The organism is Albidovulum sediminis (assembly GCF_025380365.1).
In the GTDB taxonomy this organism is placed as follows: Bacteria; Pseudomonadota; Alphaproteobacteria; order Rhodobacterales; family Rhodobacteraceae; genus Albidovulum; species Albidovulum sediminis.
Genome location: NZ_JAOCQF010000001.1, coordinates 1,444,608 through 1,469,409 on the forward strand (window position 1 = coordinate 1,444,608; position 24,802 = coordinate 1,469,409).

The following is a 24,802-nucleotide window of genomic DNA, read 5'->3' on the forward strand; positions in this document are numbered from 1 at the left end:
GCCCCGGCCCGGTTTTCCGGGCCGGGGTCCGCAACAAGAATAATTCGACAGGGGACACCATTCGCATGAGCTTCGTGCCGTCCACACGGCGCCTGCCGCTGACATGGGTGGGGCTGGCGCCCTTCCTGATCTTCATCACGCTGTTCCTGATCCTGCCGACGGCGCATATCGTGATCGGGGCCTTTCAGGACCGCGACGGCGGCTTCACGCTGCAGAACCTGCGCGACCTGAACACCGGCACCATCCCATCAAGCTACTGGATTTCGGTGAAAATCTCCGTCGCCTCGGCCTCGCTCGGCTGCCTGATCGGCTTCGCCATGGCCGCCGCCGTGACCTTCGGCGCCGTCCCCCGCTGGATCAAGGCGCCGCTGATGACGTTTTCGGGCGTGGCCTCGAACTTCGCCGGCGTGCCGCTGGCCTTCGCCTTCCTCGCCACCTTCGGCCCGGTGGGGCTGGTGACGCTGTTCCTGCGCAACAACTTCGGCATCGTCCTGAGCCGCGACCTCGGCTTCAACATCCTCAGCTTCTGGGGCCTGACGGTCACTTACCTTTTCTTCCAGATCCCGCTGATGATCCTGATCATCACCCCCGCGCTCGAAGGGCTCCGGCGAGAGTGGCGCGAGGCGGCGGAGGTGCTGGGCGCGACCGGCCTGCAATACTGGCGCATGATCGCGCTGCCGATCCTGTTCCCCTCGCTTCTGGGCACCTTCGCGCTTCTCTTCGCCAACGCCTTCGGCGCGGTGGCGACGGCCATCGCGCTGACGGGTTCCGCCCTCAACATCGTGCCGATCCAATTGTTCGCGCAGATCCGCGGCGACGTGCTTGGCAACCCCAACCTCGGCTACGCCATGGCCTTCGGCATGATCGTCGTCACCGCGGTGGCAAACGTCCTTTACATCTGGCTGCGCATCCGCGCCGAACGGTGGCTGAAATGAGCGTCTGGGCACGCATCGCCGGCTGGGCGGCCCTTCTTTTCGGCCTGCTCTACTTCATCGTCCCGCTCGGGGGGCTGTTCGAGTTTTCGCTGAAGGCGCGGCGGGGGGTCTATTCGCTGGACGCCTACGCCAAGGTGATCGGCGATGCCGAGTTCCAGGCGACCTTTACCTATTCGGTGGTCATGGCGCTGGTCACCATCGCAGTCGGCGTGCTGATCGTCGTGCCGACCGCGTTCTGGGTCCGCCTCAAGATGCCCTGGGCGCGGCCCTACGTGGAGTTCATCACCCTCCTGCCGCTGGTGATCCCGGCCATCGTCATCGTCTTCGGCTACATCCGGCTCTACAACACCTCAAGCTGGCTGCCGATGACCGGGTCGGTGACGGGCACCAACCTGCTCCTGGCCATGGGCTACACCGTCCTTGCCCTGCCCTACATGTACCGCGCGGTCGACACCGGCCTGCGCACCATCGACGTCGCCACCCTGACCGAGGCGGCGCAAAGCCTGGGCGCCGGCTGGATCGGCATCCTCGGCCGGGTGATCCTGCCGAACGTCATTCCGGCGGTGCTGTCGGGGGCGTTCCTCACCTTTGCCATCGTCATCGGAGAGTTCACGCTCGCAGCGCTGCTCGACCGTCCGGCCTTCGGGCCATATCTGCAACGCATCGGGGCGAACAAGCCCTATGAGCCCTTCGCACTTTCGGTGATCGCCTTCGCCATCACCTGGGCCTGCATGGGGCTCATCCAGCTTGTCACCCGTTTCTCCAAGCATTCCAAGGCCGCAAGATGAGCTTTCTCGACATCACCCATCTGGAAAAGAGCTTCGGCGCCGTCCGCGTCGTCAAGGACTTCAACCTGTCGGTCGAGAAGGGAGAGTTCATCTCGCTCCTCGGGCCGTCGGGCTGCGGCAAGACCACCGTGCTGCGCATGGTCGCGGGGTTCGAGGAGCCCTCGTCCGGCGCCATCCGCATCGGTGGCACCGACGTGGTCGGCAAGCGCCCGAACCAGCGCAACATCGGCATGGTGTTCCAGGCCTACGCGCTGTTTCCCAACCTGACGGTCGCGGGCAACGTGGGCTTCGGGCTGAAGATCAAGGGCACGCCCCGAGCCGAGATCGACGCGCGCGTGGCCGAGATGCTGGCGCTGATCGGCCTGCCGGACCTTGGCGGGCGCTACCCGTTCCAGCTGTCGGGTGGCCAGCAGCAGCGCGTGGCGCTGGCCCGCGCGCTGGCCCCCAAGCCGCAGGTCCTGCTTCTGGACGAGCCGCTGTCGGCCCTTGACGCCAAGGTGCGCGTCAGCTTGCGCAACGAGATCCGCGCGATCCAGCGCGACCTTGGCATCACCACGATCTTCGTGACCCACGACCAGGAAGAGGCGCTGTCGATCTCCGACCGTATCGTGGTGATGAACGGCGGTGTGGCCGATCAGGTGGGCACGCCGTTCGAGATCTACAACCGGCCGAACACCCGTTTCGTCGCCAATTTCGTGGGCCAGCTCAACGTCTTCCGCGCCGACGCAGGCGGCAGGATCGGCGGGGTGGAGGTCGGCCAGGGCGAATATGCCGCCCGGCCGGAATCGCTGCACCTTGGCCATGCGGAGGGTGCCGACATCCGCCTTGCCGCGACGGTGGCGGAGGTGCATTTCCTCGGCTCGGTGATCCGCCTTGGCGCCACGGTCGCGGGCGTCGACAAGGGCGTGGCGCTTGACATCTTCAACCGCCCCGACGCGCCGCCGCCGCAGGTCGGCCAGAAGATCGACCTCAGCCTGTCGTCGCGCGACCTGATCCGGCTGCAATAGCGCCCGATCAGCCGCCGATCACCACCCGCTCGCGCCGGATGATGTCCTCGCCGTCCGGCGCAAGGTAGGCGCGCGCGGCGCGATGGCCGTCATGGACCGCATGCGCGATCAGCCCCGGCGCCCGCGCGTCGCCAATCCGTTCGAGCGTCGCAAGCCCCGCGTCCTGCAACGCTGTCCAGAGCCCGTCGCGCGGCTCGCGCGAGGTGACGGGAACGAAGCCTTCGCAGGCGATCCGAGAGACCCGCCCGGTAAAGGCGCAGACCAGTTCCGCCGCACCCGGCACCAGTCCGCCGACCGTCGTGGAGGTGACGATCCGCACCCCCCGCTCCATCAGCCCAGCCTGGATCCCGGCCTGTTCGGTGGTCAGGATCGTCCATTCGGCGGCCACCTTGCCGGCGGTGACAAAGGTCACCTCCAGCCCCTCGGCGGCGAGCATCCCGGCGATGCCGGCGGCGATGTGATAGCCCTCGTCGTCGAACACCACGACCGGTCCCGCGGGGCGCGCGCCGCGCAGAATCCGGTCGGGCGTCAGCGTGCGCGGATCCTCATAGCCCGCGACCCCGGTCGGGTGGCTGCGCCCCCGCCCGTCGGCGCGCCAGAGGCTTCCGGTCGCGACAAGCACATGGCGCACGCCGGTTTCGAGGACCGCCGCGCGATCCATCTCGGAGGCGGGGAAAAGCTCCACGTTGTCCAGCTTGCCGATCTGGTGCACCCGCCAGTCGCGGACCCGCGCCCATTCGCCCAGCCCCGGCAGCGACGCCTCGAGCGTGACGCGCCCGCCGGGTTCGTTGGCCGCCTCGGCCAGAAGGACCGGTATGCCGCGCCGCCCCAGCGTCAGCGCCGCCTCGAGCCCCGCGGGGCCTGCGCCCACGACCAGCACCGGGTCGGCCCGGCCGGTCACGGCAGGGGCCTTTTCGGGGTGCCAGCCGCGCCGCCATTCCTCACCCATCGTCGGGTTCTGGGTGCAGCGGATCGGCGCCCCCAACCCGTCATGCGCGTAGCAGATGTTGCAGCCGATGCATTCGCGGATGTCGTCCATCCGTCCCTCGCGGATCTTCGCGGGCAGGAACGGGTCGGCGATCGAGGGGCGCGCGGCGCCGACAAGGTCCAGCACGCCGCGCCGGACCTGCGACAGCATCGTCTCGGGGCTGGTGAAGCGCCCGACGCTGACCACCGGCTTGCCGGTCAGGCCGCGGACATGGGCGACATGGTCTTCCAGCGTCGCCTCGCGCACGAAGCGGGAGGCGCCCATCTCGTGCCCGTAGTCGGGCACCGTCACGTCGAACAGATCGACGAACGCCGCCGCGCGGGCCAGAAGCGCGGACCGCTCCTCCCGTCCGGCGCCGGATTCGTCATAGACCTCGATCCGCGTGGCCAGCGCCGCCCGGTCGCCCAGCACCTCGCGCGTGTCCTCCAGGAGTTCGAGGTAAAGCCGCGCCCGCGCCGCCGCGTCGCCGCCGTATTCGTCCGTCCGCCGGTTGGTCGAGGCGTCGAGGAACTGGGTCACCAGGTAGGTATGCGCGGCATAGACATAGACGATGTCGAACCCCGCCGCGATCGCGCGCCGCGCCGCCGCGCGGTGCCAGTCGCGCAGGTTGGCGATGTCCTGCCGGTCCATGCGCCGGCTTTGCCAGGGGTTGAGTTCGACCATCATGCTGTCGGGGGCCAGCGGCGCCTCGCGCGTCAGCACGTTGGAGGACCGCTGCCCGCCGTGCCAAAGCTCCACCCCCGCCAGCGATCCGTGCGCGTGCACAGCCTCGGTCATCGCCGCAAGGTTTCGCACGTCGCCATCGTCCCAGAGCGAGGCATAGGGCGCGTGGGTGTCGTCGGAGCTTGGATGAATGGAGCAGTATTCGGTATTCACCACGCCCCAGCCGCCCTCGGCCTTCACGCCCCGCATGGCGGCCAGCGTGTGCGGGTGGATGTTGCCCATGCCGGTGCAGTGCGGCACCTGGTAGAAACGGTTCGGCGCGGTGACGGGACCGATCCGCACCGGCTCGAAGAGGATGTCGAAACGGGGATCGCGGGTCATCGGCTGGCCGTCCTATCCGGTTGCGTGGTCTTCGTGGATCGCGCGAAGCCGGGCCAGCAGGTCCGCCGGAAGCGGCGCCGGCCCCGGCATCGCAAGACGTTCCTTCAGGTCACGGTCGATGCGCTGATAGAGCGTCTCATCCGGCTTGTCCGTCGTCGAAAGCGGTTCGTTCCCGCCGAAGTAGCGGCTTGCCCAGAGGTTCGTGCGGCAGTGCCGGGCCGTGTGTTCATGGCCGAGCACGGTGCCCGTCAACCCGATCTCGGCCAGAAGGTCGAGCGCCAGCGTGTCGTCGTTCACCTCGGTCCCCGCCCAGAGTGTGCGCAGCATCCCGGCATATTCGTTGCACAGAAGCAGCGCGTGAAGGGAATAGGTGATCCCCTGGTCGAGCGAGCCGAGATAGTCGCAGGTCGCCGGGCGGGTGTGATAGATCTGGCCCATCATCGTGGCGATCTCGAACACCGCGTCCTGGCCGAAGCGGCGGGCGCGGGCATCGCCGCCCAGCCCGGTGAAGGACGGCAGGCCCAGATGCCGGCGCACCTGGCAGATGAGCTGTTCGCCCAGCATCGTCTGCGGCAGGTTGCCGATGCCGCCCGTGGCCGGCTCCATGAAATAAGGGTTGGTGGAGCCGATGCAGAAGGCGCCCGGCCGCACCGCCTGCGCCAGTACCATCCCGGCGAAGTCGGTGGCCAGGCACTGGACCACGGCCCCGGCGGTGGTGATCGGCGCCGAGGCGCCGCCGATGGCAAGCGTTCCGACGCTGACCGGCACGCCGGCGCGGACGGCCAGGAGCAGTTGCTCCACATGCGAGGCCGCGTAGAACAGCGGCAAGGGCGTGATGATGTGAAGGAAATAGGGCTTGTCGCGCAGCGCCCCTGCCCCGCCCCGAAGGGCCGAGGCCATGGCAATCGCCGCCTCAAGCGAGCGGGTCCATTCGCAAAGAAATTCCAGCGGCTTGGTGGTGTTTTCCATCATGCAGAGGAATTCGCCGATCTCGCCCTGAAGGGTTGAATTCGGCACATCCTTGCAGGCCACGCAGACCGCGTCGATGTTGTCGAGCCCCTCGGCCAGACGGGTGACGGTCGCAAGATCGGCCCGCGTGCTGTCGCGCGGCTCTCCGGTTTCCTCGTCATAGACCTTGATGCAGGTCATCCCCGGCATGAACCAGGTGTGATCCTTGTCGATGTCGATCGCCCGCGTACCGTCGCGGTTCCACAGTCGCGTCGACCGGGCACAGCCATCGAGCGCGGCGCGGACGACCGGCGCGGGCATCTTCACCACCCCGCCCCCGACCTCGCACCCCGCCCGACGAAGCAGATCATCTGCCTCGGTGCCCGTCTCCATCCGCATGCCGATGGTTTCGAGGAGCGTCAGGGCGGCGTCGAGGATGCGGCGGACATTTTCGGCGGGCATGGTGTCGTAGGGCCGGCTTGCCGTCGAGTGCGGGCCAGGGGGCGCCGGCGCCAGGCCCTCGGCCGCGGCGCGCTGTCGGTGAACGGAACGGCGCATGCTTTTCCCTGTCGGTCGCGCAATGGTTGCAATCTGATTAACAGGTCAGTCAATATTTTGCAATCGAGTCGTGAACCCGCCCCCCAGCCCGCACGCAGGCGAAGGCGGCGGCAGGCGGGCGTGCGTGCCGTCAGCGCATCTTCGGATAGGTCGGCGGAAAGACCCGCTCCAGTTGCGGATGGCCCCAGATCCGGTCGGGATAGCGCGCCAGAAGACGCTCGAACTGCGCCTGCGCGCGGACGCGGGCCGCGCCTTCGTCGAACCCCGCCACGACGCCCTCGCGCATCGACAGGCGGCCGTCGACGAACACCGCCTTCGTGACCCGGCCCGTCGCCCCGAAGACAAGCGACTGGATCGGATCGACGGTCGGGGCGAACCACGGGTCCATCAGGTCGAAGACGGCGATATCGGCCTTCGCGCCGGGGGCGAGGCGGCCAAGGTCGGGCCGGCCCAGTGCGTCGGCGCCGCCCAGCGTCGCGGCGTCGAAGACCTCGGCGGTGGTCAGGCCGGTGCCGCTGCCCTCGGCTGCACGCCCCATCATCAGCGCGACCGCCATGTTCAGCACCATGTCCGGCGGGGCGGTATCGGTGCCCATGCCGATGCGGATGCCCATCTCGCGGCAGCGCCGGAACGATCGAAGCATCTCGCCGTCGCGGGCGTAGACCAGCGGGCAATGCGCGACGACCACGCCGTGATCGGCATAAAGCCGCAGGTCCTCGGGCGTCGCCTCGACCGCGTGGGGGGCGATCAGGCGGTCGTGCAGCAGGCCGTGGTCAGCGAGCCAGCGCGGCGCGGTCATCCCGTGCAGGCGATGGACCGTCTCGCGCTCCATCCGGCCCTGCGCCATGTGCAGCCGCACCGGCAGGCCAAGGTCGCGCGCGGCGGCCATGGTGCGCTGCAAGAGGGCAAGAGTGCAGGTCTCCACCCGGTCGGGCGCCAGCATCGGCTGCACCAGCCCCTGCCCTGCCCCGGCGATCCGCCCGGCGAAATCCAGCGCCGCCTGCAGGCCCGCAAGCCCGCGCGCCTCGTCGAAGCGCGGCTCCAGCACGCCCGGCGCGGTGCAGACCATACCACCCGACCGGTAGGCCGGACCAAGGTAGACGCGCAGCCCCAGATCGGTCGCAGCCTCCGCCGCCGCCTCGAACTCCTCCACGGTCTCGCCCCAGGCGCGGTAGAAGAGCGAGGCGATGGGAAGCGCGGTGGTGATCCCGTTGCGCAGGAGATGGGCAAAGGCGAAGCGTTTCTGGAATGCCAGGTCCTCGGGCGCGTACATCTCGCGCGGGCCGCCTTGCAGGTAATCCTCGGGCCAGACGCGGCCGGTGGCCCAGCCCGGCCCGTAGTCAACGGTCAGAAGCGTGGTGTCGATGTCCGACAAAGCGTCAAGATCGATGAATCCCGGCGAGATCAGCGCGGCACCCAGATCGATGCGCCGCGCGACCTCGCCCTCGAACCGCGGCCCGACATGAAGGATGTCGCCCCCCTCGATCACCACCTCGCCATTTTCAACCAGCCGGTGCCCGCGGCCGTCGTGGCCGACGATCCAGCGCGCGGCCAGCGCGGTGCGCCCCGCAGCCCGCTGGCCGAGCGTCAGGTCGGCCAGCGTCCGCAGCGTCATCGGACCACCCCCAGCGCGGGGCCAGCCGACGGCGGCGCGGCCTCGTAGGCCAGCAGGTGGTCGGGCTTCTTCAACTCGAACTGACGGTCCGAGGTGATGTAGGCGTCGGCATGCAGCCGCGCGATGGGCTGGTAGGTTTCGGGGTTCACGTAGCGGCCCGCCGCGTCAAGGCACCGGTCCTGCACGTGCATGTGCACCACCTCGCCCACCACCAGCACGCGACGGGGATAGTCGATCAGCCGTTCCACCCGGCATTCGAAGGCGCAGGGGCTTTCGGCAATGCGCGACACGGCGATCTTGCGGCAGCCAAGCGCCGTGAAGCCCGCGAAGGCCAGCTCGTCCACCTCGGGGGCGAAGTTCACGCCGCAGACGATCATCCGTTCGGCGATGGACATGTCCACCATGTTCACGACGAATTCCCCGCTGCGCCGGATATTGGCGACGGTGTCCTTGTCGTCGCCGTTGGCGCGGGGCTGGATGCCCAGCACCAGGATCGGCGGTTCATGCGCGAAGACGTTGAAAAAGCTCATCGGCGCGGCGTTGTCGCGACCATCTGCCGAGCGTGTGGTGACCAGCGCGATCGGGCGCGGCCCGACGAAGTTGGTCAGCAGCCGGTAGCGGTCGGGGCCGGGCAGCGTGGTGAAATCGAATTCCATCCCGTTTCCTCCCGGTCAGCCGGCAACGACCGCGCCGCGGCGGACGACGGTGCGGGCGGCCGGGCGCCGCGCCAGCGCATCCCCCGGCGTGACCGCGTCCAGAAGGACGAAGTCGGCCCGGTTGCCCGGCTGAAGGCCGTAGCCCGCAAGGCCGATGGCGCGCGCGGCCTGATCGGTGGCGCAGGACAGCGCGCGGCGGAAATCCTCGTCGGTGTTCCAGTCGAAGCGGAACGCCGCGAGGAAGGCGCGTTCCAGCATGTCGCCGTTGCCCAGGGGCGACCAGGCGTCGCGGATGCCGTCCGACCCGACGCAGACCGTCACGCCCAGTTCGTGCAACCGCTCGATCGGGGGCACGGCGATGTCGGCGGGGACCGAGCTCATCAGCGAAATGCCAAGATCGGCCAGCCGTTTCCCGATACGGTCAAGCTCCGCCTCCGCGATCATGCCCAGGCAATAGGCGTGAGAGATCATCACCCGCCCGGAAAGGCCCGCGGCGGCGGTGTGATCGGCGATGCGCCGGACCTGCCACGCCCCAAGCTCGCCCTTGTCGTGCAGGTGGATGTCCACCCCCGCGCCGGTTTCGGCGGCCAGATCGAAGATGAAGCGCAGCTGCCCCTCCGGGTCGCCGTCGATGCCGGCGGGATCGAGCCCGCCCACCGTTTCCACCCCCATGGCGATGGCCTCGCGCATCAGGTCGGCGGTGCCGGGGCGGCAGAGCAGACCCTGCTGCGGGAAGGCCACGAACTGCAGGTCGATGCGGTCGGCCCAGGCCTCGCGCAGGCGGAACATGGCCTCGACATGGGCAAGGCCGATGTCGGGCGCCACGTCGATGTGGCTGCGCACGGCGGTGGTGCCCTGTGCCAGCATCCGGCCCAGAAGCCGCCCGGCGCGAACCTCGGGCGGGGTCGTGTTGGCGCCCAGCACCCGGCGTTCGTTGTCGATGTAGTCCCTCAGCCGCGCGGCGCGGCGGCCGGGCACCCAGTCCTCGCCCCAGAGCGTCTTGTCGAGGTGGACATGCGGCTCGACGAAGGCCGGAAGCACCAGCCGCCCGCCGCTGTCGATCGCATCCGGGGCGGCGACATCGGGGCCGATCGCCTCGATCAGCCCGTTCCGGCAGCGGATGGCGGTGGGCCTGCCGTCGAGATCGCGCAGGTTCGCGTAGGTGGTTCCGGTCATTGTCTTCCCCTCTGCGGACGGCGCGGCGGGTGTCGCCGCGCCGATGCTGGCTCAGCCTTTCAGGCGCGTCCAGATGCGGTCCTGCAATTCGCGCGCGGCCGGGCCGCAATCCTGCGTGGCGACCAGGCGGCCGGAAAAGGCGTCGGGCATGTTGATCGCCTCCATCCCGCGCCACTGATCGCTGAGGAACTCGTCCGACTTGATCGCGTTGGCGTAGGCGATGGCATTAGACACCGCGGCCGCGTTTTCCGGCGCCATCATCCAGTTGATGAAGATCTTCGCGTTCTCCGGATGCGGCGCCGTCACCGGCACGGCGAAGTTGTCGCGGAACATGGGCGTGCCTTCCACCGGGTAGATGTAGCGGATGGTGTCGCGCTGCGCGGTGGCGCGCGCCGTGGCGCCGTTCCACAGGTGGTGCATCGCCACCTCGCCCGAGGCCATGCGGTCCACCGTGCTGTCGGCGGAATAGAGCTTCAGCTTCGTCTTCTGCGCCTCAAGCAGTTCCAGGATGCGCTTGGCGTCGTCGTTGCTTTCGGTGCATTGCGGGATGCCGAGGTAAAGGCTGGCCGCCAGGATCAGCTCGCTCGAGATGTCGAGCGCGGCGATCTTGCCTTCCATCTCCGGCTGCGGCTCGAAGAAGACCTTCCAGCTCTGTTCCAGCTCCGCGCCCGCGACCTGCGCGCTGTCATAGGCGATGCCGGTCGTGCCCCAGAGATAGGGCGCGGTATACTGGCGGCCGGGGTCGAAATCGGGGTCGGCGAAGGCCTCCTTCACATGCACGAAGTTCGACAGGCCCGGGGCGTCGATCTTCATGAGGTGCCCGTCGGCGATCATGCCGGGCACGACGTAGTCGGAGGGCACGATCACGTCATAGGCCGCCCCGCCCGCCTGCAACTTGGCCAGCAGCGTCTCGTTGCTGTCATAGCCGTCCAGGATCACCTCGATGCCGGTCTCGTCGGTGAATTTCGCAAGCAGTTCAACCGGATAGTAGTCGGTCCAGTTGTAGAAGTAGAGCACCTTCTCCGCCTCCTGTGCCGGCGCCGGAAGCGCCAGCGAAAGGCTGAGGAGAGAGGCCGCGATCAAGGGTCTGGAAGGCATGGAACACTCCTGTCGGGTTAGCGGCGCAACTGGCCAAGGAAGAACGAGAGGGAAACGAGCAGGATCGAGATGACGAGCATGACGGTCGAGATGGCGTTGATCTCGGGCGTGATCCCGGCGCGGATGGCCGAGAAGATGTAGACGGGCAACGTCGTGGTGCCCGGCCCGGACAGGAAGAACGAGGTCAGGAAATCGTCGAGGCTGGTCACGAAGGCCAGCGTGAAGCCCGCCATGACGCCCGGCCACAAAAGCGGCATCGTCACCCGGCGGAAGGTGCGGAAGCGGTCGGCGTAAAGGTCCTGCGCGGCCTCCTCGTAGCTGCCGCTCATGCCGTCGAGCCGCGCCCGGATCGGCAGGTAGGCGAAGGGGATGCAGAAGGCGGTATGGGCCGCGATCATGGCGCCAAGCCCGAGCGAGACGCCCAGCGACACGAAGAGCAGCAGCGTCGCCACCGCCACCACGATCTCGGGCAGGATCAGCGGCAGGCGCAGCAGCGTCTCGGTCGTGTCGCGCCCCGGAAAGGCGCGCCGCGTCGCCAGCGCCGCCAGAAGCGCGATCAGCGTCGCCGCGGTGGCAGAAGTCCCGGCAAGGACGATCGAATTCCACGTCGCAGCGCGGATCGAGGGATTGGCGAGGATGCGCAGGTACCAGTCGAACGAGGCATGGGTCCAGACCGTCGCGGTGCGGTTGGCGTTGAAGCTGTAGACGGTAAGGACGATCACCGGCACGTAGAGGAACACCAGCACGGCGATCGAGATCTCTCGCATGACGGGAAAGCGGCGCAGGTTCATCGCGGCGCCCTCCGGCTGCGCCAGAGCGCCATCGCGGTCATCACCGCCAGCATGATCGCCAGCAGCACGATCGACACCGCCGCCCCAAAGGGCCAGTTCCGGGCGGGCCCGAACTGGGCCTGAATGACGTTGCCCAGCATCGCCGTCTTGCCGCCGCCCAGAAGCGCGGGGGTGACGAACGCGCCGAGGCAGGGGATGAAGACCAGAAGCGACCCCGCGACGATGCCCGGAAGCGCCAGCGGCAGCACCACCCGCCTCAGCGCCCGCCTGCGCGTCGCGCCAAGGTCGAGCGCGGCCTCGATCAGGCGCCAGTCGAATTTCTCGAACACCGAGTAGAGCGGCAGGATCATGAAGGGCAGGAAGGAATAGGTCAGCCCGATCGCCACCGCCGCGTCGTTGTAAAGAAGCTGGACCGGGCCGAAGGGCCAGAGCCGGTTCAGCACCGCGGTCGTCCAGCCATCCTCGCGCAGGATGATGAGCCAGGCGTAGTTGCGCACCAGCAGGTTGGTCCAGAACGGGATGGTGACCAGAAGCAGCATCACCATCCGCCCCGTCCGCGTCAGCCCCGCCATCCACAGCGCGACCGGCAGGCCGAGCACCAGGCAGAGGAGCGTCGTCACCGCCGCCTGCAGGACCGAGCGCAGGAAGATCACCAGATAGGTGGGGTTGAGGATCATCCGGCCGTCGAAATCCTCCTCCCAGACCAGGCGCAGGTAGTTGCCTGCCCCCGGCGATGCCTGCCAGTCGACCCCGGCGCTTGCCGACTTTTCCAGCAGCGAGACCCAGCCCATCAGCCCGAGCGGCACGCCGATCAGGAGCACGATCACCCCAAGCGCGGGCAGGAGCAGGACAAGCTGCCGGACAGCGGCCGACTGCATCATGCCTGCATCACCTGCAGCGCCTCGGCCGGAAGGCAAAGGCCGACGCGGCCGCCGCGTTCGGGCATCGGCGCGGAAAGATCCGCCTCGCGGATCAGGAAACTGCCGCCGTCGGGCAGCTCCAGCTTGTGCAGCATGGCGGTGCCGAGAAAGGCGGAATGGACAAGCGTCGCATCGACCACGCCCGCGCCCGGCGCGACCATGCGCGCGCGCTCCGGGCGGATGGCGAGCGTGACGCGGCCCGGCGTGGCGCCGGGCACCGGGACCACCCCGCCGCCGGCCAGGCGGACGCCGCCGCCGGCCAGCGCCTCGGCCTCGATCAGGTTGATGTCGCCGATGAAGTCGGCCACGAAGCGGTGGGTCGGCGCCTCGTAGATGCTGCGCGGCGGCCCCATCTGCAGGATGCGCCCGCCCTGCATCACCGCGACCCGGTCCGACAGCGTCAGCGCCTCTTCCTGATCGTGGGTGACGAAAACGAAGGTGATCCCCGCTTCGGCCTGCAACTGCTTCAGTTCGATCTGCATTGCCTTGCGCAGCTTGAGGTCCAGCGCCGACAGCGGCTCGTCCAGAAGCAGCACCTTCGGCCGAGGGGCCAGCGCGCGGGCCAGCGCCACGCGCTGCTGCTGGCCACCCGACAGTTCCGAGGGCCGGCGCCGCGCGAAGGCCTGCATCCGCACCATCTCCAGCGCCTCGCCGGCGCGGCGGCGGACCTCTTCGCGCGGCAACCCCTGTTCCTCAAGCGCGAAGCCCACGTTCTGCTCGACCGTCAGGTGCGGGAACAGGGCGTAGCTCTGGAAGACCGTGTTGACCGGGCGGTGGAAGGGCGGCGCCTTGGTCAGGTCGGCGCCCTCGATGCGGATTGTCCCGCCGTCAGCGGTTTCGAACCCCGCGATCAGCCGCAGGAGCGTGGTCTTGCCGCAACCCGACGGCCCCAGCAGCGTGAAGAACTCCCGCCGCCCGATCGCGACCGACACGTTGTCGAGCACCCGCACGGCAGATTGGCCCCGGCCGAAGGACTTGCTGACAGTCTCGATTGTCACGGCGTGTGCGTCGGTCATGCGGCCTCCGGGAGCGATCCCCCGAAGCCTTGGCCATCGCATGCGATTCTGTCAAGATCGTATGCACTATTGCCGGGCTATTTGCATACGATCCTTGAATCCAGACCGCCGCCCGCTGCCGTCCCCGTCACTCCTTCGGCATCTGCGCCGCGAAATCGGCCAGAACCGCGCGCACGTCGCAGTCGACCCGCGCGCCGAGTTGCGCCCGCGCCGCCACCTCCTCGACGTGATGTTCCATCAGGTCGCCGGCGCGGGCAAAGTCGCCTGCCAGCATCGCCTCGACGATCTCGCGATGTTCGCGGGCACCGCAATCGGCTGAATGGGGGCGGCCATACATCGCCATCACCAGCGAGCAGCGCGACACCACCTCGGTCAGGTAGCGTTCCAGAAGCGGGTTCCCGGTCAGGCCGGCCAGATACAGGTGGAACTCACCGGCAAGCCGGATCGCCTCGGCGTCGCTTTTCGCCGCCAGTCGGCCCTCCTCCTCGATCATCTCGTGCAGTGTGCGGGCCACTTCCGCGTCGATCCGCCCCGCGAGTTGCCGAACCATCGCGCGTTCCAGCGCCGCGCGGACCGCGAAGATGCCCCGCCCCTCCTCGAGCGTGGGGTTGGCGACGAAGGCGCCGCGATTGGGCAGAAGCTCGACCAGACCCTCGGCCGCGAGCCGGCCCAGCGCCTCGCGCGCGATGGTCCGGGACGATCCGAAAGCCTCTCCGATCATGTCCTCGGGCAGGCGCGCGCCCGGCGTCAGGCGCTGTTCGAGGATGGCGAGGCGCAGCGCCCGGTGGACCTTCTCGGTGCGTGTCAGCGGGCGCTGTGCGGGTGTTGCCGACGTCGTCTTGGCTGCCAAGGCTCCTCCTCGGGGCGCTGCCCGGTTGGCCGGCGAGCCGGGTGCCCGCCGTCGCCGCCCGACTATGCCGACGGGGGGGATCGGCCGCAAGCGGCGCCATGCCCCTGCCCTTGCGCCTGCCCCGGCCCCGCGCCTAACCCGCCCTTCCCTCCGGGCGGCGCGCGGTCAAAGCAAATGCTGCCGCCCCTGTGCCGCCTCGGCGTCGGAGATGTCGTGGGTGACCTGCAGCACCGGCAGCCCCTGGTCCCGCGCGGTGTCGAAGACCAGTTCCCGGATCTGGCCGCGCAAGGTGGCGTCCAGCTTGGAAAAGGCCTCGTCCAGCAGCAGCGCGCAGGGTTCCGACAACAGCATCCGCATCAGCGCTACCCGCGCCCGCTGCCCGCCTGACAGCGTCGCCGGATCGCGGTCGAAGAACCCGGCAAGCCCGATCGCCTCCAGCGCCTCTTCGATCCGGGCCCGCCGTTCGGCCCTGCCGCGCACGTGCGGGCGCAGGCCGAAGGCAAGATTGCCCCCGACCGAGAGGTGGGGGAACAGCAGTTCGTCCTGAAACAGGATGCCGACGCGCCGCGCCTCGGTGGGCATGTGCGTGATGTCGACCCCGTCAAGCCGCACCCGGCCCGACAGCGTGAAGGCCGGCGCCAGCGTTCCGGTGATCGCGGCCAGAAGCGTGGACTTGCCCGACCCCGACGGCCCCATCACCGTCAGCGTCTCGCCGGGTCGGATCAGCGTGTCGAGCGCGACCAGCCGCTGGCCGCCCAGCGCGATCGCCACCCCTTCAAGCCGCAGGCCGCGTTCCGCTTCAACCATCGCGCAGCCCCGTCCGGTTGCGCCACAGAAGCCGCGGCAGAAAGATCGCCAGCAGATAGGGCGCCAGCGCCGCCAGCGCCTGCATCAGCGCGTAGACCCCGATCACCCGCCTGTCCCCGCCGGAGGCAAGCGCCACGGCCTCGGTCGTCAGGGTCCGGACCCGGCCGGCGCCCACCAGCAGCGTCGGCAGGTACTGCCCGACGGAAACCGCGAAACCGACCGCCGCCGCGGTCAGAAGCGGCCTCAGCAGCATCGGCAGCCGCACGGTCCAGAGCACCCGGTCCGGCCCGGCACCCAGCGCGCGGGCGACGGTATCCTGCCGCACGTCCCAGGCCCGCCACGGCTCCGACAGCGACAGGAAGACATAGGGCAGCACGAAGACCACATGCGCAAGCACCACCGGAACCCGCCCCCCGTCGAGCCCCGACAGGAGCGCGAAGGTCTGGAACCCGGCCAGAAAGGCGACCTGCGGCACGATGAGCGGCAGGTAGAGAAGCCAGAGCGAGCGGCTTCCCGGGCGCAGCCCGTGCCGGTGCTCCGCCTCGAGGCAGGAGATGGTCAGGAGGAGTGCGATCGCGGTGGACAGGCCCCCGATCAGCAGCGTTTCGGCGACCGGCGCGGCCAGGCGCGGCCCGTGGCGGTCCCAGTTGCGCAGGGAAAGGTCCTGCGGCAGCAGGTCGGGAAACTGCCAGAGCCCGGCGAAGGACCACACCAGAAGGCCGGCCAGCCCGGCGAAGACGGCCAGCGCCGACACCCCCGCCAGCGCGAGCGCGGCCAGCCGCAGCCCGGCCTCGGCCACGCGGTTTCCACGGCCGCCGCGCAGCGTCCAGCGGCAGCCGGCAAAGGCCGCGGCGACCTCGAGCGTGCGCCAGAGGCCAAGGCCCGCGGCGACAAGGCCAAGCTGCAGGAGCGCCCCGGCCGCGGCGCGGAAGCGCAAGGCAAGGTCGGGGTCGTTCATCCACTTCACCACCTGCACCGACAACGGCGGCGGCGTGTTCGGGCCAAGGATGATCGCCACGTCCACCACCGACATCGAATAGGCCAGCACCGCGTAGACCGGCAGGCGGATCTGGCGGTAGACGGCGGGAAAGACCGTCTTGAACCAGCCGTTGACACGGGCGTAGCCCAGGGCGCGGGCGGTGGTCAGGCTTTGCGCCGGGCGCGCCTGCGTCATCGCCGCCAGCGTCATCAGCATCAGGAACGGCACCTCCTTCGACACCAGCCCGAGGATCAGCGAAAGGCCGGCGGGATCCTGCACGATCAGGAGATCGGGCGGCTGTTCCCAGCCCGTCGCCCAGGGCGACAGCGCCCGCGCGATCCAGCCCGAGGGCGCGATCAGGAAAGCCAGGCCGAAGGCCGCGGCCGCGTGCGGGACCGAGAGGAGCGGCGACAGCGCCCGCTCGACCGCGGCGAAGGTCCGCGTGCCGGACCATCCCGCGACGATCAGCACCACGATCGCCAGCGACAGCGCGGTCGCGCCCAGGCCGACGACGGCGCTGAGCGTGGCTGCGCGGGCAAGGCCGGGCCAGGCCAGCAGGTCCGCGAAGACCGCGGTGCCGACCCCTGTCCCGCCCAGCGCCGGCATGTAGCCCAGGGCCGGGGCAAGGGTGCCCAGAAGCCCGGCCAGGACCGGCCCCAGCATCGCCGCCATCGTCAGCGCCGGCGCCCAGGGCAGCAGACGGATGCGCCAGGGGGCCAGCGGACCGGTCCGCTGCAGGCTGGCCTCGCGCATCCCGCCCAAGCCCATTACCGGTTTACTCTGACACGCCGAAACGGGCGATCCAGTCCTGCTCAAGCCGGACCATCCAGCTCGGATGCGGCTCCGGAAGGCTGGCGCCAAGTTCGGCCGGCGAGAGCGTCGCCACGCCGAGTTCGATCCCGTCGAACAGCGCGCGGTCCTCCGCCGACAGCCGGGCCATCGACAGGATCGTGCCGCTGCCCCAGACCGCGGGGTCCTGTTTGCGCGCCTGCGCCTCGGGCGACATCAGGAAATCGGCCACCACCATCGCGCCCGCCGCGGCGTTGGCGTTGTAGGGGATGGCGACGAAGCTCGCGTTGCCGATGGTGCCGCCATCCAGCACATAGGTGCGCACGCTGTCCTGAAGCTCACCGTTGGCGATGGCGTTCGACGCCTCGTTGGGGTCGAAGCTGAGCGCGATGTCGATCTCGCCGTCCGCCATCAGCTGGAGCAGCCTGGGGCCGTTCTGCGGATAGGCCTGGCCGCCGCGCCACAGGTTCGGCGTCAGCGCGTCGAGGAAGGTCCAGAGCGGCGCGGTCGCGGCGGCGTAGGCGGCCTCGTCGACCGGCCTGCCAAGGACCGCCGGGTCCGGTGCCAGTTCGAGAAGCGCCTGCTTGAGGAAGGTCGAGCCGACGAAATCGGGCGGCTGCGGGAAGGCGAAGCGGCCGGGGTTGGCACTGGCCCATTCCAGCAGCGCCGGCATCGAGCGCGGCGGCTCGGCCACCCGCGCGGTGTCGTGGTAGAACACGATCTGCGCCATGCCCCAGGGCGCCTCAAGCCCGTCGGTTGGAATGGTGAAATCCGCCGTCACCGCCGCATTCTCGGCCGGGTCGACGAATTGCCAGTTCGGCACCTGCTCCGCCCAAGGGCCGAAAAGCAGTCCTTGCTCCTTCATCGCGGCGAAGTTCTCGCCGTTGATCCAGATGAGGTCGACGGCCCCGCCCGCGTCCTTGCCGGCCGCGCGTTCCGCGACGACGCGGCTGACCGCCTCGGCGGTGTCCGACAGCTTCACATGCTCGACGGTCACGCCGTAACGGTCCTGCACCTCCTGCCCGACCCAGGCGATGTAGTCGTTGACCGTGTTCGACCCGCCCCAGGCGTTCCAGTAAACCGTCTGCCCCCGCGCCTCGTCCAGCACGGCCGACCAGTCGGCCGGATCGGCCGCCTGCGCGGCGGCGGATACGGCCAACGTCGCAAGGACGGCCACGCCGCCCGCCAAAGTCCTGATCATATGACGTTTCTCCTTGTCATCTCGTAAATCGCGAAGGCCCGTTCGGGGACACCGCAAGCATGGCATCGAGCGCGCGAAACTCGTCCGCGACCATCCGTGCCGTTTCGGGCGCAAGGTAGTGGTCGACGCGGTCGCGCACATGCGCCACCAGATCCGCACCACTTGCCTCGGCCGACCAGTCTTCCCCGTCGCCGCCGCCGCGGGCGGCCCGCGCGGACAGGACGCGCCATTTCGCGCACCACGTCATCGACCAGAGCCACATCGCGCGGCGCATCGGCACCAGCCAGCGCCCGGCGTCCTCTGCCCAGTCCGCATCGCCGATCCGGGCGATCCAGCGATCATGCGCGCGTGCCACCTCCTCGACACTAAGGACGGCATGGCTGGCCACGTCCCAGGTGGTGGAGGTGTAGAGCGTGGCATGGGCCAGGTCGAGCTGCGGCGCGCCGTAGCGGCACTTTTCCAGATCGACCAGAACGGCGCGGCCGCCCTTGTCGATCAGGAAGTTGCCGGGATGGGCGTCGAACGAGATCAGCCGCGTTGCCGGCCGTGCGGAGGCCGCGACCAGCACCGCAAGATCGGTGATGCCGTCGCGGATCAGTCCTGCGGTCCCGGGCGCGATGCCCGAGGGGCCGAGATATTCCGCCTGCGCCCCGATCTCCTCCAGCAGGTCCGCCAGGGGGTCGGCCGGCGACAGGAGCGGCACCCGCCCGGCGCGAGGGGGCACGGGCAGCGCGTGGATCGAGGCCAGCGCATCCACGATCGCGTCAAGATCGCCCGGCAGCCGTGCCGGCCGGCCTTCGATCTCCTCGACGACTAGCCCGCCGCGCGGCAGGCCGGCCGCTGGCGCCAGCACCTTCGCAAGACTGGGCGCATGGCCCCCCTGCGCGGCGCGCGTGAAGCAGGCGGCCTGATAGGCCAGGTTTCCCGCCGCGCCAAGGCGCATCTGGCTTTGCTTCGGCAGCCGCGCAATCAACCCGGTCCCGGCCAGCCGGTAATGCGCATGGGCTAGGCCGGTGTCGGCCATCGGCTCGGCCACCGCGCTGATCCCAACGGCCTGCAACGATGCCTGAAGGCCGACCTCCAGCGAACGGATGGGCGCGGATGCCGTCATGCCGCGGCCAGCCGTCCGGCATCACGGCGACGCGCCGCCGTGCGCGCGCGAACCAACGTCAGGCCGCACGAATGCAGGGCCGCGCCTGCCTCGCGGCAGTGCCTGCGCCCGCGACGGCAAGCCCAACTCGGCACGTAGTATTTGCTCTCCATTCACCCGCCCAGGTCAGCCCCGATGATCCGGGCGAGACCCTAGCTTAACTTCCACGGCCACTTCACCTAACTTTATCGTCAGAATCCGAAACACATGCGATCGCGACACCGCCTGCGCGGCCGCGGGCCGGGGCGGAAGGAAGGTATGCATGCAGGGCGCCATCGTTCACATCTTCGCCAAGGCCCCCCTGCCCGGCACCGTGAAGACACGGCTGGCCCGCACCATCGGCGACGTCGCCGCCTGCGATCTCTACCGCGACATGCTTGCGCAGACGGTGCGCCGGCTGGGGTCGGGGACGGGCTGGCACACGGTCCTGGCGGTGACCCCCGACGATGCGGCGGACCGGCCCGACCTTTGGCCGGTCGCGGCCGAGCGGCACCCGCAGGGCGCCGGCGACCTCGGTGCGCGGATGCTGCGCGTCCTGGCTACGGCCAGCGAGGGGCGCCCCGTCGTCATCGTCGGCAGCGACATTCCCGATCTGGATGCACCGCATGTCGCCGGAGCCTTCGCGGCGCTTGGCCGGGCTGACATCGTCATCGGCGCGGCGCTGGACGGGGGCTTCTGGCTGATCGGCGCCTCCGCCCCGCCGCCGGCCGGGCTTTTCGACGCCGTCCGCTGGTCCACGGCCTTCGCGCTGGCCGACACGCTTGCCAATGCGGCGGGGCTGCGCGTCGCCCTTCTGGACGACCGGCTCGAAGACCTGGACGATGCCGAGGGACTGCGCCGCCTTGCCGGGCGCATCGCCGCTCAGCCGTAAAGCCGGGCCAGCCGGACCGGCGGCACGCCGGCGAAGTACAGGGCCAGGATCGACAGGTTGCGCGCGATGCGCCGGCCGTACCCGGCGCCGCGGTAGCGTTCGGCGCTGGTCGTCATGGACTGGTCCAGCAGCAGGATCCTGCGCCGCCCGATGCGGCGGACCAGGTCGACATCCTCCATGAGCGGCATGTCGCCGTAGCCGCCGACGGCGTCGTAGAGGCGCCGCGACAGCAACAGCCCCTGATCGCCGTAGGGCAGGCCCAGCGCGCGGGTCCGCCAGGCCACCCCGCGCTCCATCATGCGGGCGGTGCGTGCGGTGTCGTCCAGCCTCAGCCGGAAGACCGCCGCCCGGTCGTCATGCCCGGACGCACAGAAATGCCGGACCGTCCCGATCCAGTCGGGGTCGGGGCGCGAATCCGCATGCAGGAAGAACAGCCAGGGCGCCTCGGCCGCCGCCGCGCCGAGCCGCAGTTGCCGCCCCCGCCCCGGCGCGCTGTCAATGACGCGCGCGCCCCGCGTGCGGGCGACCTCGCGGCTGTCATCGCGCGATCCGCCGTCGACGACGATGACCTCGCGCACCAGTCCTTCCACCCGCGCAGGCCTCAGCGCGTCGAGCGTGCGGGCAAGCTGCCGCGCGCCGTTGAGGACCGGAACGATCACCGACAGGGGCGCCTGCGAATCTTCTGCCGAGGGGGGCATGTCTCTTTCCCTGCGATTCGGTCGGTTCCGGCCCGACCGGACCGGACGGGGCGCAACCATCGCGCCGGTCGCGACCGGGGGCAAGGCCGGTTGTCCGGGGTACGCCAGGTTTCGGGGCGCATTCGACCGCACAAGTTTCATCCGAGCGGGCACATGGAACCGATGCCAGGGTTTCCCGGCAAGGACCGGTCGCCGGCCCCGCGTGGAACCGGCCGGGCGTGGCGTCTCGAAGCCGTGTCCGGGGCGCGCGTTCCATGCATGAGGCATCGCGCGCCGGCCAGGCGCCGGTTCAGGAAAACTTTGATTTCTCCCCCGCGCTGGTTCAAGAATTTGATCAAACTCAAACCCTGCGTGAGAGCCGATCATGACCCAGCCCACCCCGACCCATGCCCGGACCGTTATCGTCGGAGGCGGCTCGATCGGTTGCAGCACGGCCTATCACCTCACGAAGCTGGGGATGCGCGATGTCGTCGTGCTCGAACGCGACCGGCTGACCAGCGGCACAACCTGGCACGCCGCCGGGCTGATCGTCGCCGGTGTGCTCAAGTCCGAATCCGAATGCGAGATCTACACCCACGGGCGCGATCTCTATGCCAGACTCGAGCAGGAAACCGGCGTGCCCACCGGATTTCGCGATGTCGGCTATCTGCAGATCGCCTCGAACGAGGAACGCCTGCACGAAATGCGCCGGGTCGCGCCCTTCATGCGCCGCCACGGCATCAACGTGCTTGAGATTTCCCCGAAGGAGGCCGCCGACCTGTTCCCGATCGGCGATCTTTCCGACGTGCTCGCCGGGTTCTACATTCCCGAGGACGGGCGCGCGAACCCGGTCGACGTGACGATGTCGCTGGCCAAGGGGGCCAGAATGGGCGGGGCGCGGATATTCGAGAACACGGCCGTCACCGAGATCCTGGTCAGGAACGGCGCAGCGATCGGGGTACGCACCGCGACCGGGCAGTCGATCCTCGCCGAGAATGTCGTGATCTGCTGCGGGATGTGGTCGCGGCAATTGGGGGCGAAGGCCGGGATCAACCTGCCGCTGCAGGCCGCCGAGCACTATTACCTGATCACCGAGAAGATCGAGGGCCTCAGCCGCGACCTCCCCGTGCTCGAGGACCCCAAGACCTACACCTATTACCGGGAAGAGGTCGGCGGGCTGATGCTCGGCCTGTTCGAGCCCGGCGCGGCGCCCTGGAAGCTGGATGGCATTCCCGAGGACTTTGCCTTTGGCGAGATCGAACCTGACTGGAACCGCGTCGGCCCGCATCTGGAAAAGGCCTACGGGCGCGTGCCGTCTGCACTGAACGTCGGCGTTCGCAAGCTGTTCTGCGGGCCGGAGAGCTTCACGCCCGACCTTGCGCCGCTGGTGGGACCGACGCCCGAGCTGCGCAACTGCTACGTCGCCTGCGGCATGAACTCGCTCGGCATCCTCAATGGCGCGGGCATCGGCAAGGTGCTGGCACACTGGATCGTGGATGGCACGCCGCCCGTCGATGTCACGGCGATGAACGTCAACCGCTTCACCAGGAACGAAGCGACCCGCGCCTTCCGCCGCGATCGCGGGCCAGAACTGCTGGGAAAGATGTTCGGCCAGCATTTCCACAACGAAAGCTTCCAGACGGCCCGGAACGTCAAGCGTTCCGTTCTCTACGACCGGCTGAAGGCGGCGGGAGCCTTCTTCAGCGAAAGCCACGGCTGGGAGTTGCCGGACTGGTTCGCACCCACGCCCGAACAGGCGCAGGTCGAACGCTACAGCTGGTTCCGGCAGAACTGGTTCGACTGGCATGCCGAGGAGCACCGCGCGGCGCGCAGGGACGCGGTTCTCATGGACATGTCCTCGATGTCGAAATTCTCGGTCGAGGGGCGCGACGCCTGCGCGCTGCTCAGCCGTCTGAGCTGCAACGATGTCGACGTGGAGCCCGGGCGCGTGGTCTACACCGCCTGGGTCAACGAAAGGGGCGGCTTCGAGGCCGACCTGACCGTGACCCGGCTGACGAAGGAACGCTACGTCGTGGTCGTGGGCGAGAACAGCCATGGCCATACCGAGATGCGGATGCGGCGCAACATCGGCGAAGCCGAATGCGTGGTCGTCACTGACATCACCCCCGGCATCACCCAGATCAACATCCATGGTCCCAAGGCGCGACGGCTGATGCAGAAGGTCAGTTCGGCCGACCTGGACAACGAAGCCTTTCCCTTCATGACGGCGCGGGAAATCGACGTGGGCTACTTCAACATCCTGGCCCTTCGCGTGACCTATATCGGCGAACTGGGCTGGGAGCTCTATGTCCCGAGCATCCACGCCGTTCAGGTCTACGATCTGCTGATGGAGGCCGGACGGGAATTCGGATTGCGCCATGCCGGGATGCAGACCCTCGGCTCACTGCGGCTGGAGAAGGCCTATCGCGATTTCGGCGTAGACCTGGACAACACCGACAACCCGATCGAGGCCGGTCTCGGTTTCGCTGTCCGGCTGGACAAGCCGGGTGGCTTCATCGGCCGCGAGGCCTTGGCCAGGATCATGGCGCAGGGGGTGCCGCATACCCGGATGCTGCAATTCCTGCTGAAGGATCCGGAGCCGTTGCTCTATGGCAACGAGCTGATCTATCTCGACGGTCGGGAGGTCGGCCACCTGCAGGTCGGTGCCTATGGCCACACGCTGGGCGGTGCGGTGGCGATCGGCTTTGCCGAAACGGGGGCGCCGCTGACGGCGGAGATCGTCAAGGCCGGCGACTGGGAGATCGACGTTGCCGGAAAGCGGGTAAAGGCACGGGCATCGCTGAAACCGCTGTTCGACCCGGAGATGGAGCGGATCAAATGCTGATCGCGCCATAGAACCGGCTTGCAGGGGACGACATCGGCGCGGCTATCGCGCCCGGCGATCCCGAAACCGACGAAGGGGATCGGGCGACCTCATGTGGTTCGGTAAAGCCCCGCCATGCGCCCGCGCAGCGCGACAAGGGCAAGGACGGTGTCGATCGTCGGCGTGGGCGTTCCCGTGATGCGGCCCAGTTCCTGCACCGACCCGACAAGCGCGTCGATCTCCATCGGGCGCCCGGCCTCGAGATCCTGCAGCATCGAGGTGCGGTGCGCCCCGACCGCGGCGCCGCCGTCGATCCTGCGGTCCACATCGATCGGGAACGTGACGCCCAGCTTTTCGGCGATCTCCTGCGCCTCGATCATCATGCGCCGCGCCACGTCACGGGTGCCGGGATCGGTGCAGAGCACGTCCAGCGTGGCATGGGTCAGCGCGGAGATCGGGTTGAAGGACAGGTTGCCCCAAAGCTTCACCCAGATCTCGTCGCGCAGGCGCGGCCTCACGGGGGCCTTCAGCCCCGCCGCCTGCAGCGCCTGCGACAGGGCCACCGCCCGGTCCGATCTTGATCCGTCGGGTTCGCCCAGGGAAAACCGGTTGCCCTCGATATGCCGGACGGTTCCGGGCTGGCTGACTTCGGCCGCCGGATAGACGACGCAGCCAAGGACGCGGTCGGGGCCGAAGCCGTCCCATTGCAGGTTTCCGCGATCGACGCTGTGCAGGCGGGTGCCTTCGAGCGGCCCGCCGATCTTGTGGAAATACCACCAGGGCACACCATTGACGCCGCTGACAACGGTCGTCCCGGGTCCGATCAGCGGTTGCATCGCCGCGACCACCGGCGGCACCGAATGGGCCTTCAGCGTCACGATCAGATAATCCTGCGGACCGAGGTCCGCGGCATCGGCAGTGGCACGCACCCGGACGGTGACCGGCCCTGCGCCCTCTTCCAGAAGTGTGAGGCCCTGCGCCTGGATCGCCGCCAGGTGCGGGCCGCGCGCCACGATGCTCACGTCGCCCCCGGCCTGCGCCAGTTTCGCGGCCATGTATCCGCCGATGGCGCCCGCCCCGAAGATGCAGATCTTCATAGCAACCCCCTCATGCC

At 69.1% G+C, this 24,802-nt stretch carries 21 protein-coding genes; 5 read left to right on the forward strand and 16 right to left on the reverse strand.

Annotated features, from left to right (window positions below):
* The first annotated feature begins 65 nt into the window (after nucleotides 1–65).
* Genes N5I32_RS07275 through N5I32_RS07285 form a run of 3 tightly spaced genes read left to right on the forward strand, consistent with a single transcriptional unit; the run spans nucleotide 66 to nucleotide 2,730 of the window.
* Nucleotides 66–935 (forward strand): ABC transporter permease, encoded by an 870-nt coding sequence (locus N5I32_RS07275; protein ID WP_261494732.1) that lies wholly within the window; start codon nucleotides 66–68, stop codon nucleotides 933–935.
* A complete protein-coding gene (locus tag N5I32_RS07280; protein WP_261494733.1) occupies nucleotides 932–1,723 on the forward strand; it encodes an ABC transporter permease in 792 nt (263 codons plus the stop codon). The genes N5I32_RS07275 and N5I32_RS07280 overlap by 4 nt, the downstream gene beginning before the upstream one ends.
* The gene (locus tag N5I32_RS07285; protein WP_261494734.1) at nucleotides 1,720–2,730 is read left to right on the forward strand and encodes an ABC transporter ATP-binding protein; all 1,011 of its coding nucleotides are present in this window, start codon (nucleotides 1,720–1,722) and stop codon (nucleotides 2,728–2,730) included. Before N5I32_RS07280 ends, N5I32_RS07285 begins: the two co-directional genes overlap by 4 nt.
* Nucleotides 2,731–2,737: 7 nt before the next feature.
* Here N5I32_RS07285 and N5I32_RS07290 read toward each other — a convergent pair whose 3' ends face one another.
* The 14 genes from N5I32_RS07290 to N5I32_RS07355 form a co-directional block, all read right to left on the reverse strand.
* Nucleotides 2,738–4,762, reverse strand: coding sequence for an oxidoreductase (locus N5I32_RS07290; protein ID WP_261494735.1), 2,025 nt, complete (start codon nucleotides 4,760–4,762; stop codon nucleotides 2,738–2,740).
* 12 nt (nucleotides 4,763–4,774) lie between these two features.
* Complete coding sequence (locus tag N5I32_RS07295; protein WP_261494736.1) at nucleotides 4,775–6,268, reverse strand: trimethylamine methyltransferase family protein; 1,494 nt, start codon at nucleotides 6,266–6,268, stop codon at nucleotides 4,775–4,777.
* Nucleotides 6,269–6,398: 130 nt separating this feature from the next.
* The gene (locus N5I32_RS07300; RefSeq protein WP_261494737.1) at nucleotides 6,399–7,883 is read right to left on the reverse strand and encodes an amidohydrolase family protein; all 1,485 of its coding nucleotides are present in this window, start codon (nucleotides 7,881–7,883) and stop codon (nucleotides 6,399–6,401) included.
* Nucleotides 7,880–8,539: a flavin reductase family protein gene (locus N5I32_RS07305; protein ID WP_261494739.1), complete on the reverse strand. Its 660-nt coding sequence runs from the start codon at nucleotides 8,537–8,539 to the stop codon at nucleotides 7,880–7,882. The genes N5I32_RS07300 and N5I32_RS07305 overlap by 4 nt, the downstream gene beginning before the upstream one ends.
* 15 nt (nucleotides 8,540–8,554) lie before the next feature.
* Nucleotides 8,555–9,715, reverse strand: a complete 1,161-nt coding sequence (locus N5I32_RS07310; protein WP_261494740.1) for an amidohydrolase family protein — start codon at nucleotides 9,713–9,715, stop codon at nucleotides 8,555–8,557.
* A gap of 51 nt (nucleotides 9,716–9,766) precedes the next feature.
* Complete coding sequence (locus N5I32_RS07315; protein WP_261494741.1) at nucleotides 9,767–10,813, reverse strand: extracellular solute-binding protein; 1,047 nt, start codon at nucleotides 10,811–10,813, stop codon at nucleotides 9,767–9,769.
* Between the two features lie 17 nt (nucleotides 10,814–10,830).
* Nucleotides 10,831–11,604 carry an ABC transporter permease gene (locus N5I32_RS07320; RefSeq protein WP_261494742.1) on the reverse strand — a complete coding sequence of 258 codons (774 nt, stop codon included), beginning with the start codon at nucleotides 11,602–11,604 and terminating at the stop codon, nucleotides 10,831–10,833.
* Entirely contained in the window at nucleotides 11,601–12,485 is an 885-nt protein-coding gene (locus tag N5I32_RS07325; RefSeq protein ID WP_261494743.1) for an ABC transporter permease, read from the reverse strand. Before N5I32_RS07325 ends, N5I32_RS07320 begins: the two co-directional genes overlap by 4 nt.
* Nucleotides 12,482–13,540: an ABC transporter ATP-binding protein gene (locus N5I32_RS07330; protein ID WP_261494744.1), complete on the reverse strand. Its 1,059-nt coding sequence runs from the start codon at nucleotides 13,538–13,540 to the stop codon at nucleotides 12,482–12,484. The genes N5I32_RS07325 and N5I32_RS07330 overlap by 4 nt, the downstream gene beginning before the upstream one ends.
* Before the next feature lie 127 nt (nucleotides 13,541–13,667).
* Complete coding sequence (locus N5I32_RS07335; protein WP_261494746.1) at nucleotides 13,668–14,390, reverse strand: GntR family transcriptional regulator; 723 nt, start codon at nucleotides 14,388–14,390, stop codon at nucleotides 13,668–13,670.
* 165 nt (nucleotides 14,391–14,555) lie between these two features.
* Nucleotides 14,556–15,197 carry an ATP-binding cassette domain-containing protein gene (locus N5I32_RS07340; RefSeq protein ID WP_261494747.1) on the reverse strand — a complete coding sequence of 214 codons (642 nt, stop codon included), beginning with the start codon at nucleotides 15,195–15,197 and terminating at the stop codon, nucleotides 14,556–14,558.
* A complete protein-coding gene (locus tag N5I32_RS07345; RefSeq protein ID WP_261494748.1) occupies nucleotides 15,190–16,929 on the reverse strand; it encodes an ABC transporter permease in 1,740 nt (579 codons plus the stop codon). The genes N5I32_RS07340 and N5I32_RS07345 overlap by 8 nt, the downstream gene beginning before the upstream one ends.
* 22 nt (nucleotides 16,930–16,951) lie before the next feature.
* The gene (locus N5I32_RS07350) at nucleotides 16,952–18,166 is read right to left on the reverse strand and encodes an ABC transporter substrate-binding protein (protein ID WP_261494749.1); all 1,215 of its coding nucleotides are present in this window, start codon (nucleotides 18,164–18,166) and stop codon (nucleotides 16,952–16,954) included.
* Between the two features lie 16 nt (nucleotides 18,167–18,182).
* Nucleotides 18,183–19,277, reverse strand: coding sequence for a phosphotransferase (locus N5I32_RS07355; RefSeq protein ID WP_261494750.1), 1,095 nt, complete (start codon nucleotides 19,275–19,277; stop codon nucleotides 18,183–18,185).
* 301 nt (nucleotides 19,278–19,578) lie between these two features.
* Here N5I32_RS07355 and N5I32_RS07360 point away from each other — a divergent pair, with 301 nt between their 5' ends.
* On the forward strand, nucleotides 19,579–20,187 hold the full coding sequence (locus tag N5I32_RS07360; RefSeq protein ID WP_261494751.1) for a TIGR04282 family arsenosugar biosynthesis glycosyltransferase: 609 nt from the start codon (nucleotides 19,579–19,581) through the stop codon (nucleotides 20,185–20,187).
* On the opposite strand, the gene N5I32_RS07365 is transcribed toward N5I32_RS07360, so the two are convergent.
* Nucleotides 20,178–20,885 carry a TIGR04283 family arsenosugar biosynthesis glycosyltransferase gene (locus N5I32_RS07365; RefSeq protein WP_261494754.1) on the reverse strand — a complete coding sequence of 236 codons (708 nt, stop codon included), beginning with the start codon at nucleotides 20,883–20,885 and terminating at the stop codon, nucleotides 20,178–20,180. The two genes, N5I32_RS07360 and N5I32_RS07365, sit on opposite strands and share 10 nt — an antisense overlap.
* 364 nt (nucleotides 20,886–21,249) lie before the next feature.
* On the opposite strand from N5I32_RS07365, the gene N5I32_RS07370 reads away from it, so the two are divergent.
* Entirely contained in the window at nucleotides 21,250–23,709 is a 2,460-nt protein-coding gene (locus N5I32_RS07370) for a GcvT family protein (protein WP_261494755.1), read from the forward strand.
* A gap of 89 nt (nucleotides 23,710–23,798) precedes the next feature.
* Here the strand turns inward: N5I32_RS07370 and N5I32_RS07375 are convergent, their stop codons facing one another.
* A complete protein-coding gene (locus N5I32_RS07375) occupies nucleotides 23,799–24,785 on the reverse strand; it encodes a 2-dehydropantoate 2-reductase (RefSeq protein WP_261494756.1) in 987 nt (328 codons plus the stop codon).
* Nucleotides 24,786–24,802 lie beyond the last annotated feature (17 nt).